General features: G+C 66.6%; 14 protein-coding genes. 2 read left to right on the top strand and 12 right to left on the bottom strand.

Annotation, left to right across the window (positions count from 1 at the left end):
- Positions 1-10: 10 nt before the first annotated feature.
- Complete coding sequence (locus LU671_RS24870) at positions 11-1393, top strand: aspartate aminotransferase family protein (protein WP_232857241.1); 1383 nt, start codon at positions 11-13, stop codon at positions 1391-1393.
- A gap of 130 nt (positions 1394-1523) precedes the next feature.
- On the opposite strand, the gene LU671_RS24865 is transcribed toward LU671_RS24870, so the two are convergent.
- From LU671_RS24865 to LU671_RS24830, 8 genes are all read right to left on the bottom strand, one after another.
- Positions 1524-1925, bottom strand: a complete 402-nt coding sequence (locus LU671_RS24865; RefSeq protein WP_232857239.1) for an ACT domain-containing protein — start codon at positions 1923-1925, stop codon at positions 1524-1526.
- Between the two features lie 102 nt (positions 1926-2027).
- A complete protein-coding gene (locus LU671_RS24860) occupies positions 2028-2513 on the bottom strand; it encodes a DUF2878 domain-containing protein (protein WP_232857238.1) in 486 nt (161 codons plus the stop codon).
- Positions 2514-2516: 3 nt separating this feature from the next.
- Entirely contained in the window at positions 2517-3776 is a 1260-nt protein-coding gene (locus LU671_RS24855) for an SAM-dependent methyltransferase (protein ID WP_203652554.1), read from the bottom strand.
- A complete protein-coding gene (locus LU671_RS24850) occupies positions 3751-4560 on the bottom strand; it encodes a DUF1365 domain-containing protein (RefSeq protein WP_232857237.1) in 810 nt (269 codons plus the stop codon). The genes LU671_RS24855 and LU671_RS24850 overlap by 26 nt, the downstream gene beginning before the upstream one ends.
- A complete protein-coding gene (locus tag LU671_RS24845; protein WP_232857236.1) occupies positions 4557-5804 on the bottom strand; it encodes an NAD(P)/FAD-dependent oxidoreductase in 1248 nt (415 codons plus the stop codon). Before LU671_RS24845 ends, LU671_RS24850 begins: the two co-directional genes overlap by 4 nt.
- A 6-nt stretch (positions 5805-5810) precedes the next feature.
- The gene (locus tag LU671_RS24840) at positions 5811-6563 is read right to left on the bottom strand and encodes an SDR family NAD(P)-dependent oxidoreductase (protein ID WP_232857235.1); all 753 of its coding nucleotides are present in this window, start codon (positions 6561-6563) and stop codon (positions 5811-5813) included.
- A complete protein-coding gene (locus LU671_RS24835; RefSeq protein ID WP_232857234.1) occupies positions 6560-6982 on the bottom strand; it encodes a nuclear transport factor 2 family protein in 423 nt (140 codons plus the stop codon). Before LU671_RS24835 ends, LU671_RS24840 begins: the two co-directional genes overlap by 4 nt.
- Before the next feature lie 105 nt (positions 6983-7087).
- Positions 7088-7534 carry a PAS domain-containing protein gene (locus LU671_RS24830; RefSeq protein ID WP_232857233.1) on the bottom strand — a complete coding sequence of 149 codons (447 nt, stop codon included), beginning with the start codon at positions 7532-7534 and terminating at the stop codon, positions 7088-7090.
- Positions 7535-7687: 153 nt separating this feature from the next.
- Between LU671_RS24830 and LU671_RS24825 the strand changes: the two genes are divergently transcribed.
- Positions 7688-8575: a MerR family transcriptional regulator gene (locus LU671_RS24825; protein ID WP_232857232.1), complete on the top strand. Its 888-nt coding sequence runs from the start codon at positions 7688-7690 to the stop codon at positions 8573-8575.
- Positions 8576-8582: 7 nt separating this feature from the next.
- Here the strand turns inward: LU671_RS24825 and LU671_RS24820 are convergent, their stop codons facing one another.
- The 4 genes from LU671_RS24820 to LU671_RS24805 form a co-directional block, all read right to left on the bottom strand.
- Positions 8583-9512 carry a malate dehydrogenase gene (locus LU671_RS24820; RefSeq protein ID WP_232857231.1) on the bottom strand — a complete coding sequence of 310 codons (930 nt, stop codon included), beginning with the start codon at positions 9510-9512 and terminating at the stop codon, positions 8583-8585.
- A gap of 298 nt (positions 9513-9810) precedes the next feature.
- Positions 9811-10506: an anti-sigma factor gene (locus tag LU671_RS24815; protein ID WP_232857230.1), complete on the bottom strand. Its 696-nt coding sequence runs from the start codon at positions 10504-10506 to the stop codon at positions 9811-9813.
- On the bottom strand, positions 10503-11042 hold the full coding sequence (locus tag LU671_RS24810; RefSeq protein ID WP_232857228.1) for a sigma-70 family RNA polymerase sigma factor: 540 nt from the start codon (positions 11040-11042) through the stop codon (positions 10503-10505). The genes LU671_RS24815 and LU671_RS24810 overlap by 4 nt, the downstream gene beginning before the upstream one ends.
- A gap of 100 nt (positions 11043-11142) precedes the next feature.
- A complete protein-coding gene (locus LU671_RS24805; protein ID WP_203652564.1) occupies positions 11143-11676 on the bottom strand; it encodes a DUF3455 domain-containing protein in 534 nt (177 codons plus the stop codon).
- Positions 11677-11705 lie beyond the last annotated feature (29 nt).

Raw genomic sequence — 11705 nt, 5'->3', positions numbered from 1 at the left:
GAGAACAACAATGAACGCACCTTTTGCGCCCAAACGCGACACCCGCGACTACCAGGCCAGCGACGCCGCCCACCACATCCACGCCTTCCTCGACCAGAAGGCGCTCAACGCCGAGGGGCCACGGGTCATCACCCGGGGTGAAGGCCTGTACCTGTGGGACAACGACGGCCGCCGCTACCTGGACGGCATGTCCGGCCTGTGGTGCACCCAGCTCGGCTATGGCCGCAAGGACCTGACCGCCGCCGCCGCCGCGCAGATGGACCAGCTGGCGTACTACAACATGTTCTTCCACACCACTCACCCGGCGGTGATCGAACTGTCCGAGCTGCTGTTCAGCCTGCTGCCGGGCCACTACAGCCACGCCATCTACACCAACTCCGGCTCCGAGGCCAACGAGGTGCTGATCCGCACTGTGCGTCGCTATTGGCAGGTGGTCGGCCAGCCGAGCAAGAAGATCATGATCGGCCGCTGGAATGGCTACCACGGCTCGACCCTGGCGGCCACGGCGCTGGGCGGGATGAAGTTCATGCACGAGATGGGCGGGCTGATCCCGGACGTTGCGCATATCGACGAGCCGTACTGGTTCGCCGCGGGCGGCGAGCTGACCCCGGCCGAGTTCGGCCGCCGCTGCGCCCTGCAACTGGAGGAGAAGATCCTCGAGCTGGGCGCCGAGAACGTTGCCGGTTTCATTGCCGAGCCGTTCCAGGGCGCCGGCGGCATGATCTTCCCGCCCGAGAGCTACTGGCCCCAAATCCAGCGCATCTGCCGCCAGTACGATGTGCTGCTGTGCGCCGACGAGGTGATCGGCGGTTTTGGTCGCACCGGCGAATGGTTTGCCCACCAGCACTTCGGTTTCGAGCCCGACACCCTGTCCATCGCCAAGGGCCTGACCAGTGGCTACGTGCCCATGGGCGGGCTGGTGCTGAGCAAGCGCATCGCCGAGGCGCTGGTGGAGCGGGGCGGGGTATTCGCCCACGGCCTGACCTATTCCGGTCACCCGGTGGCAGCAGCGGTGGCGGTGGCTAACCTCAAGGCCCTGCGCGACGAAGGCATTGTGCGCCAGGTCAAGGAAGACACCGGACCGTACCTGCAGCGCATCCTGCGCGAGGTGTTCGCTGATCATCCACTGATCGGCGAGGTGCAGGGCGCCGGGTTGGTGGCGGCGTTGCAGTTCGTCGAGGACAAGGCCACGCGCAGGCGTTTCGCCAATGAGAACGACCTGGCCTGGCAGTGCCGCACGTTCGGCTTTGAAGAGGGGGTGATCATTCGCTCCACCCTGGGGCGGATGATCATGGCGCCGGCGCTGGTGGCCAGCCGAGGCGAGCTGGATGAGCTGGTGGAGAAGACCCGTATTGCGGTGGATCGGGTGGCGGGGATGGTTGGCAGACGCTGAGTCTGGCTTGAGATCCTGGGGCTGCGTTGCGGCCCTTTCCGGCCGGTCCGACGCCTCGGCAAGGCCGCTCCTACAGGGGTACGCGATCCGGGTAGGAGCGGCCTTGCGCCGCGAAAGGCCTGACTTATGATTATCCAGCGTTGTCTGACAGCGCCTTCAACACCGCCATGGCGCGCTGGGCGTCGTCGACACCGACAAAGATGTGGTCATGGTAATAGGCCGCCACTACGTTGCAGCTGATGCCCGCCTTGCCCAGCGCGGTGGCGAACGCCGCAGTCAGGCCCACGGCCTCGAGGGAAGAGTGGACGGTCAGCGTGATCCAGGCGCAGACATAGGTGTAGGGCAGCTGCATCGCGTCCGCGACCGTTTGCTCCAGGATGACCGTCCAGCCTTCGCGCTCCCTGAAGCTGCCTACAATGTTCAGGTCTTGCAGCTGCGAGGCGTCAGTGACCGTGGCAAAGACATACTCGCCATCATTGAGTTCGGGCCTCATGGACTGGAGAAGTTTTTCAATCGAGGTTTCGCCATGCATCGCCTGGGCTCCTTGGGTTGTGAGTCGGCAGTCTAGAGCGTTCACCGGGGGCGAATGAAATTAGCATTGCACGCAGGGCATTAGGACAATCGATTTCGCCGCTCAGCGCCACGCTGCCAGGCGTACCAGCGCGGGCAGCAGCGCCCAGATCGGCGCCAGCAGCAGGGCGGTGGTGACCGCGCCCAACGGCAGGTCGACCTGTGCCAACCGGGCACCGGCCAGATAGGCCAGCGGCCCGCCCAACGCACCCAGCACCGCCCCGCGCCAGAACGGCTGGCCGGCCCAGGCCAGGCTATGGCGCAGGCCGCTGGCCAACACCAGCCACATCAAAACCAGCCACACGGGTAGCGGACGGCTGTCGAAAGTAAACACGCCAATCGCGCCCAACAGGCTGTCCACCAGGCAGCCGGCCAGCGTCACGCGCAGTAGCGCCCAAGCCTCGCCAGGGCGGTCCTGACAGAGGTATACATGCACCGCCATGACCGGCGGCACCACCAGCAGCAACCCGGGCCATCGGGCGCCGAGCACGCACAGCCACCAACCGGCCTGCAGCCACAGGGCATTGGCGATCAGCCAGCCACGGCGCATGGGTCAGTGCCCGGGCAACGGAGCGCGCCGTGCCAGGGGAGCTGCCCAGAGCAACTGGGCGACGCCGATGGCGCGCTCCTCGAAACCGCCCTGGCAGTAGCACAGGTAGTACTCCCACAGGCGCTGGAACATTTCGTCGTAGCCGAGCGCCGTCAGCACACCGCGGGCCTGGCGCAGGTTGTCGCGCCAGTGCCGCAGGGTGCGGGCGTAGTCCAGGCCGAAGTCCTCCAGGTGCACGAGGTTCAGTCCTGTCTGGCGGCTGGCGGTGTCGAGCAGCACGCTCAGCGACGGCAGGGCGCCGCCGGGGAAGATGTAGCGCTGGATGAAGTCCACCGAGCGACAGGCCTGGGCATAGCGCTGGTCGCGGATGGTGATGGCCTGCAGGAGCATCAGCCCGTCGGGCTTGAGCAGCGTGGCGCACTGGCGAAAGTACACAGGCAGGTAACGGTGGCCGACGGCCTCTATCATCTCGATCGAGACCAGTTTGTCGAAGGTGCCCGCCAGGTCGCGATAGTCCTGGCGCAACACCGTCACACGGTGCTCCAGCCCCAGCGCCTGGACGCGCTGCAGGGTGAAGGCGTACTGGGCCTCGGAGAGCGTCGTGGTGGTGACCCGGCAGCCGTGCCGGGTCGCGGCGTGGATCGCCAGGCTGCCCCAGCCGCTGCCGATCTCCAGCAGGTGATCCTGCGCACGCAGTTCGAGCTTGCGGCAGATCTGCTCCAGCTTGTTCAGCTGGGCCTGCTCCAGGGGTTGCTCGGGGTGTTCGAACCGGGCCGCCGAGTACATCATGGTCGGGTCGAGCAGGTGTTCGAACAGGACGTTGCCCAGGTCGTAGTGGGCCAGGATATTGCGTTTGGCGCCGCGCCGGTTGTTGCGGTTCAGGCGATGCAGCAGGCGCAGCAGGGGGCGACCCAGACGCGCCAGGCCACCCTCCAGGGCGTCCAGTACCTCCAGGTTGGCCACGAACAGCCGGGTCACGGCCGCCAGGTCCGGGCTGTGCCAGTAGCCATGGATGTAGGCTTCGCCGGCACCGATCGAGCCATTGCCGGCCACCAGGTTCCAGGCCGCGCCTTCAAGGATCTCCACTTCGGCCTGCAACGGGCTGTCGGTGTCGCCGAAGCTCCATTGCCGTCCCCGCTCGCGCAGCCGCAGGTGGCCGTGGCGTAGCTTGCCCAGTTGCGCCAGCACCGCGCTGCGGGCCAGTCCACCCAATAGCGGTGTGAGGCCTGCGGATTTGCTAACGCTCAGGGTGGGGTTCGACATGGTCGGGCTCCTCGCGGCGATGGCCGAGCGCCAGGCTGCCCTGGCTGGCGGTATGGTCGTGAACGGGGACACGCTTGAACAACAGGCGCAGTGCTTGCCAGTAGATGGCCGAGACGGTGCGCAGGCTCATCCAGGGGAAGGACAGCAGGTAGCGATGCAGCGCGGCGCGGTCCAGCGGCTGGCGGCGCACGGCGAGGTCGGCTTCGAAGACCTTCTGGCCGTCTTGCCAGTTCTCCATGTGCACGTGAATCCGCTGCGTATCCAGATGGAAGTGCAGGTGGTAGTCCATGGCCATCGGCAGGAAGGGCGATACGTGAAAGGCCTTGGCCATGGTGAACGGTTGCTCGAGGCCGTCCCGCACCGGCAGCACATAGTGGAAGCGCTCGCGCCACGGCGTGTTGCGCACTTCCAGCAGAATCGCCGCCAGCTGCTCGTCGCGGTCATGGCAGAAGTACAGGCTCACCGGATTGAACGACAGCCCCCAACTGCGCAACTGGGTCAGCAGGCGCACCGGGCCTTCGGGAACCTGGCCGGTGGCCTGGCTGACCAGTCGGCGGGCGGCCTGGGCCAGCGGCTCGCCCTTGCCGGTCAGCGCCGGCAGGTAGTCGGTCTCGCGCCAGCTCAAGGGCGCCAGTCGCCAGCGCCCCACCCAGCGCGACAGGCCCAGCAGCCGGGCCTGCTCGTCGAGGTCCAGGTAGAACATGCCGATCTGGTAGCGGAAGGCATGCTGCCGGGGCCCCAGGCGCCGATGGCTGACCCAGCCCGGGCACAGGCTGCTGTTCACAATTGCTCTCCGAAGTGTTCGGCGACCTTGAGCGCACTGACCACGCCGTCTTCGTGAAAGCCGTTGCCCCAGTAGGCGCCGCAATAGTAGCTGTGGTGCTGGCCCTGCAGCTCGGCCTGGCGGGCCTGGGCGGCGGTGGCGGCGAGGCTGTATTGGGGGTGGGCGTACTGGTAGCGGGCGATGATCTGCGCCGGGTCTACACGTGAGGTCTGGTTGAGGCTGACGCAGAAGGTCACCGGGGCCTGGATGCCCTGCAGGATGTTCATGTTATAGGTCAGCGCGGCTGGGGCCTGTTCGGGGCCGCCCAGGCGGTAGTTCCAGCTGGCCCAGGCCTTGCGCCGGCGCGGCAGCAGGCGGGTGTCGGTGTGTAGCAGCACATCGTTGCTGGCGTAGGTGATGGCCCCAAGCACCGCGCGCTCCTGGGCGCTGGGTGCTTCCAGCAGGGCCAGGGCCTGGTCGCTGTGGCAGGCGAACACCACGTTGTCGAAGCGCTCACTACCGGCCTTGCCGTGCAGGGTGACGCCGCCTTCGTCGCGGCTCACCCGGTCGACTTTGCACGCCAGGCGAATGCGCTCGGCGAACGGTCGGCACAGCGGTGCGACATAGCTGCGCGAACCACCCTCGACGACCCGCCACTGCGGACGCCGGTTGACCGACAGCAGCCCATGGTTGCGACAGAAACGCACGAAGAACTGCAGGGGAAAACCGAGCATGTCCGCCCGTGACATCGACCAGATTGCCGAGCCCATCGGCACGACGTAGTGCTCGATAAAGCGCCGGCCATAGCCCTGTGCCTGGAGGTAACCGCCCAGGGTGGTGGACGGGTCGATGCGCTCGCGGTCCAGGTCGGCCAGGGCCTGGCGGTTGAAGCGCAGGATGTCGCGCAGCATGCCCCAGAACCCCGGCGACACCAGGTTGCGTCGCTGCGCGAACAGGGTGTCGAGGTTGTGGCCGTTGTATTCGAGGCCACTGCCCGGGTCGTGCACCGAGAAGCTCATCTGGGTCGGTCGCGAGGCGACCCCAAGCTGGTCGAGCAAGCGGATGAAGTTCGGGTAGGTCCAGTCGTTGAACACGATGAAGCCGGTGTCCACCGCGTGGCGCTCGCCGTGCCAGGGCACTTCGACGGTATGGGTGTGGCCGCCGATCCAGTCGTCGGCCTCGAACACCGTGACCTCGTGGCGGCGCGACAGCAGGTGGGCGCAGGTCAGGCCGGCGATGCCGCTGCCTATGATCGCGATGCGCATGGCGGGCTATTCCTGTGGCCGTCTTGCCAGGCGTCGACCCAGCGCCAGGCGCCAACGCGGCGGCAGCGCGCCGAGCAGGCGCAGGACCAGGGTGAACGCAGTGGGGAAGTTGATTTCCAGCGGCCGCCCGGGCAGGCGCCGGGCGATATGGCGGGCGGCGCGCTGCGCCGTCCAGCGCTGAGGCATGGGGAAGTCGTTGCGCCGGGTCAGGGGCGTATCGACGAAGCCGGGGCTGACCAGGGTGACATCGATGCCTTCATTGGCCAGGTCGATGCGCAGCGATTCGATCAGGTAACGCACGGCGGCCTTGGATGCGCCATAGGCGCCGGCCCGGGGCAGGGCGAGCCAGGCCACCGAACTGCCCATCACCACCACATGCGGGCGCTCGCCACGGCGCAGCATGGGCAGGGCGATGGCCAGGCAATGACACAGGCCCAGCAGGTTGGTGCGCACCACGCGCTCGACCAGGTCAGGGTCGAATCGACCCGGCTCCAGGTATTCACAGGTCCCGGCGTTGAGGATCACGCCATCGAGTGCGCCCCAGGCTTGCTGCAGTTCCCCGGCGATCAACGCCAGCCGTTCGCGGTCGTCGATATCGCCAAGGGCCGCCAGCGCCTGCCCGGGAAAACGTTCGACCAAGGGCGCCAGGCGCTCGGCGCAGCGGCCTCCCAAGGCTACCTGGTGCCCCTGTTCCAGCAGTTGCGCGGCCAGCGCCGCGCCGATGCCGCTGCTGGCGCCGGTCAGCCAGTAGCGGCTCATGCCAGCCGACCCTTGAGCCAGCGGATGGCGCCGCCCATGACCGGGACATGTTCATAGAGCAGGGCACCGGCGTCGAAGTAATCCTGGTGAACCTGTACCCGCTGCTGCCATTGCAGATGGCTGCAGCCCTGCAGGCTGATGGGCCGGCCACCGGCCAGGCGTGGATGGCGAAAGTGCAGGGTCCAGCGCAGGTAACCCTGCCCGGGCCGGACCTCGTCGGCGCCGGTGAAGGCATAGCGGATGTCGTGGGCGTTGGCGTAGAGCTGGGCGAAGTACGCCTTCAGGGCCGGCAGGCCATCGACCCGGTGCAGCGGGTCGCGAAAGCTGACATCTTCGCTGTACAGGTTTTCCAGCGAGTCCAGGTTGCCCCGGTGCAGGCGGGCGAAGCATTCGGCGAACTGCTGCAGGTAGTCTGACATGCGCGGCTCCGGGCAATCCTGTACAACGATGGCGAGTTGTACAGGTATGACTGAAGCCTAGGACTAAAATTGTACAAACACAATCTTCTTGTACAGCTTTTGCCGTCAGCGTCCGGCTGCCGCCAGCGCCTCGCGCAAGCGCGCGACCTCCGCTTCCAGTTCACGCACTTTCTCCTCGGCGGCCACCTGGGCCGTGACATCGCGCTGGATACCGATGTAGTAGGTCAGTTGGTCGGCTTCGTTGCGCACCGGGGTAATCGACAGCTCGTTCCAGAACGGGCTGCCATCCTTGCGGTAGTTGCGCAGCACCTGGCGGCAGGGGCGGCCTGCGCGGATCGCCTGGCCGATGGCGGCGACGCCCGGCTGGTCATGGTCGGTGCCCTGGAGAAAGCGGCAGTCCTGGTAGAGGATGTCGTCCGTGGCGTAGCCGGTGAGCCGTTCGAAGGCCGGGTTGACGTAGATGAGAATGCTGTCGTTGCCCTCCTGTTCGGCGACGACGATGCCATCGTTGGACTGCTCGACCATCAGTTGCAGGAGTTTCGCGTTGATCATGGAGCTCACCTGTCGGATCGTGTGTGCGAATGCGCAGCGTAGCTTCCGTGCGAGAACCTCGGGCGCGTGTGCCGACCATGATGACCCAAGCAGGCTCGCCGCAACAGGTACCCATGGGGTTAGAATGTGTCTTCACCCATTCGAACCCTGGCCATGACCGACGCCCCTTCCTTCGACTTGCTGCCCATGCGCGACGTGGTCAGCCTGACCGGCATCAACCCCGTGACGTTGCGCGCCTGGGAGCGCCGCCATGGCCTGATCAGCCCGCAGCGCACCGAAGGCGGGCACCGGCTGTACACGGCCAGGGATGTCCAGCGCATTCGCGACATTTTGCGTTGGACCGGCAATGGCGTGCCTATCAGCAAGGTTGGCGGGTTGCTCGCCGGCCAGCCCGAAGCGCCCCCCGCGCAGGACGATGCCTTTCACGACTGGCGCCAGGCCGTTGTCCGGGCGACCAAGGCGTTCGACGCACAGGCGCTGGAAGGCATTCACGGGCAGCTGTTCACGCTGTTGCCCAAGGCCTCGGTGATGCACGAGGTGTTCATGCCGGTGTGGCGCGAGCTGGCCGAAGGTGAGGCTTTCGGCGAGCGCAGCCAGTGGCTGTTCCTGGACACTTTCCTGCGCGCCCGTCTGCTGCTGCGCCTGCACATGAACCAGGCCGATGCGCCACGGGTGCTGCTGGCCGGCGCCGAGGGCCTGGCCGAGCTGCAGTTGCTGTGTGCCGGCCTGCTGCTGAGTGATCGGCGCCAACGCATCGAGGTGCTGGGGTGTGGCCAGCCGCTGGAGGAGCTGGCGCTGGTGTGCAGGGCAATCCAGCCGGCGGTGCTGGTGGTTGCGGTGCGGGGGCCGGTAAGCGCGGCCTTGGCGAAACGACTGCGTTCGTTGCAGATGGAGATCGCTTGCCCGCTGGCGCTGGTGGGCGAGGGGCTGGGGGCGTCGCAGGTTGTGTTGCAAGGTATTCCGGTGTGTCTGCTGGATGAGTGTGATCCTCAGGCGCCCGGCATGCTTGATGCGTTGATCAGGGGCGCCTTGGACCTGTGATGGCTACCTACAGCGCCTTCATCTCCGCAATATCCCGCGCCACCTGATCCGCGGAGCGGTCGAACATCGCCTGTTCCTGCGCATCCAGCGGCAGCTCGATCACCCGCGTGATGCCCGCGTCCGAGAGCACGCAGGGAACCCCCATGGCGATATCCGTGCGTCCATACTCGCCCTCGAGAATCGCGACCGCCGGCAGGATGCGGCTGCGCCCGTTGGCAATCGCATCCACCATCTGCGCGATCGCCACGCCCGGCGCATCGCAGGCGCTGCCGACCTTCTTCAGGGCAAGGATCTCGCCGCCACCTTTACGGGTACGCTCAACGATCTGCTCGATCTGCTCACTGGACAGCAAGTGCGCCAGCGGCACCGCACCGACCATGCAATAACGCATCAAAGGCACCATGCTGTCGCCGTGCCCACCCAGGACCAGCGCCGTGATATCCCGTGCCGAAAACCCGGTCTGCTCGGCGATGAAACATTTCATGCGCGCGGTATCCAGCACCCCCGCCTGGCCGAACACCTTGTCGCGGCCCAGTCCACTCAGGCTCCAGGCCCGGTAGGTGAGCACGTCGACCGGATTCGACACCACCAGCACCGTCGCGCTCGGCGCCTGCTGTTTCACATCGCGCATGATGCCGTCGAGTATCGGCAGGTTGATGGCCAGGACATCCTGGCGCGACTGGCCAGGCTTGCGCGGCACGCCCGCAGTGATCACCACCAGATCGGAACCCTGCAGCAATTGCGCATCCGACCCGCCGTGCACCTTGGTATCGGACCCGGACTCCACCGCCGCCTGCCAGACATCCAGCGCCTTGCCCTGCGCCAGCTCACCCTGGACGTCGATCAGCGCCAGTTCACGGCAGAGCGCGTCCCGGGCGATGATCTGGGCCGCTGCCTCACCGACGATACCGGCACCCACGATTGATAGTTTGTTCACCTCGCACCTCCTCGTGGCTCGCGTTACCCGCAACACGCGCGCCTGTACAGGGAAGTATTGCCTGCCCGGGCGAAAAGGCTACCCGAGGTGGAGCCCTGTGGGCCCTTGGAGCCATCCCTTTCAAGGTTTTTGCGTTTTTTGGGATATGGCCGCTCTAATTCAAGATTGGCGGGGTCGCTTTGCGACCCTTTCGCGGCACAAGGCCGCTCCTACAGGCGACCGCGCCCCCCTGTAGGAGCGGCCTTGTGCCGCGAAAGGGCTGCAAAGCAGCCCCGGCAATTCGAAGCCGAACGCCAATTCAGAGCACTTTGACCGCCCGCCCGATGAACTGTACAGGCCCGTTCGGACGTCCGCTTGCAGAGCCACCCGCATTCTCCAGGGTCAGCTCGAACAACTGGTTGGGCTCTACCGCAGGCAGGCGCTCCAGCGGCACGGTGACCTGCTCCCCAGGTTTGATCAGCCCAAGCGAGATTGGTGCTGGCCACTGTTCACCCTTGGTCCAGAACTGCAGGACCTTGCCTCCCGGGACCTCGGACTTGCCCAAGGGAATCAGCTGGACCTGATCAGCGCCACGGGCCTGGACCACCCAGCCAGGTGCCTGGGTGGCAGGCGCCACCAGCACGACCATATAGGTGGTGGCAGGCGACTGTACCGTCAGCAGTGCAAGACCCAGTAACAGACTGGCTGCAAGGCCGGCACCGGCCAGCCCTTGCCACAGCCCCAGGCGTCGCCACCATGAGGGCTGGGCAGGGCGGTCGCCCAGGCTACGGTTGATCCGTTGCCACAGTCGGGGACTGGGCGCAAGTGGCGTGGCCAGCGCGTTCAAGCCCAGCAGTCGCTGCTCCCAAGCGTCCACGGCGTCACGCAAGGCACGGTCGCTGTCCAGGCGCTTGAGCACGGTCTCCTGCTGTTCGGCCGACAACGTGCCTAGCACGTACTCCCCGGCCAGTTGCTCGAGGTCATCGGTGCTTTCGTTACCCGGCTCGTTGGTCATCCCATGCACTCCCGCAGCGCCTTGAGGCTGCGTTTGATCCACGACTTGACCGTGCCCAGCGGGGTGTCGAGCAGGCGGGCGATCTCGGCATGGCTGCAGCCGTCGACGTAAGCATGCAGGATGCACTTGCGCGGCGCGGCGTCGAGCTGGTCGAGGCAGCGGTGAATCCTCGGTGCATCGGCCTGCAAGGTCATGTCATCGTGATAGGGCGCGATATCGACGGTGGCAACATCGTCGATCACCACTTCTCGGCGGGTATCGCGTATGAAATTCAGGGCCAGGTGCCGGGTCAGGCTGTACACCCAGCCACGCGCCGAGCCTCGGGCCGGATCAAAGCTGGCCGCGCGAGTCCAGATGCGGATGAAGGCGTCATGGACGATGTCCTCGGCGGTGGCGTGGTCGCGGGCGATGCGCCGGGCCACGCCGAGCAGCCGGGCACCCTCCTGGTCGTAAAGCGCCTGCAGGGCGCCGCGATCGCCCCTGGCACAGGCCTGGAGACAGCGCTCGTAGTCGAATGGCGTCGTGGGCAGGTTCAAGGTCGGGCCGATCCTCATGCTACCGGGAGCCCCGGCCGGTCGGCCGGGGACTGTCGATGAGCGTAGCTCAAGGGTGCTGGCGCGCCTTGCGCGCAGGCCCTCAGTTGGCGGCCCAGAAGATGTAGTCGGCCTGGTACTTGACGATCTGCTTCTCGCCCTTGTTCTGCGCCGTGCAGGCGGTCTGCGGGGCGACACCGCCACGGGTGGCCAGGCGCTGGACGAAGCTGACGCCGCTCATGGCGCCCTTGCCCTCGGCGGGATTGGCCTTGACCAGCTGGTACGGCAGGTCACCCTTGGCCGCCGGGGCGACGGCCAGCTGCGTGCCGGTGATCTTCGAGCCGTCCTTGGCCTGCCAGGTGGCGGGCGGGCCGAAGTAATCGCCCACGGCCTTGCCGTTCCGGTCCTTGAGCACGGCCTTGGGGCCGACGAAGGTCCATTCGGTCTGGCCGGGAGCGTCGGCCTTGTCGCGGCATTCGTAGGTGATTTCGCCGACACCGACGGTTTCCAGCGCTACCTTGTGGCCGTCCGGCACCTTGACGGCATCGGGGACCCCGGTCTGGGCGTGGGCGGTCGGCAGCAGCATGGCCAGGGCGAGGCCGCAGGCGGTCAGGAACGAAACGTGTGCGATGTTCATCGAGCGATCTCCTGGTGGGGGCATGGCAG

Origin of the sequence: Pseudomonas sp. NMI760_13 (genome assembly GCF_021283245.1) — a bacterium.
In the GTDB taxonomy this organism is placed as follows: domain Bacteria; phylum Pseudomonadota; class Gammaproteobacteria; order Pseudomonadales; family Pseudomonadaceae; genus Aquipseudomonas; species Aquipseudomonas peradeniyensis.
This window is presented reverse-complemented; position numbering and strand designations above follow the sequence as displayed.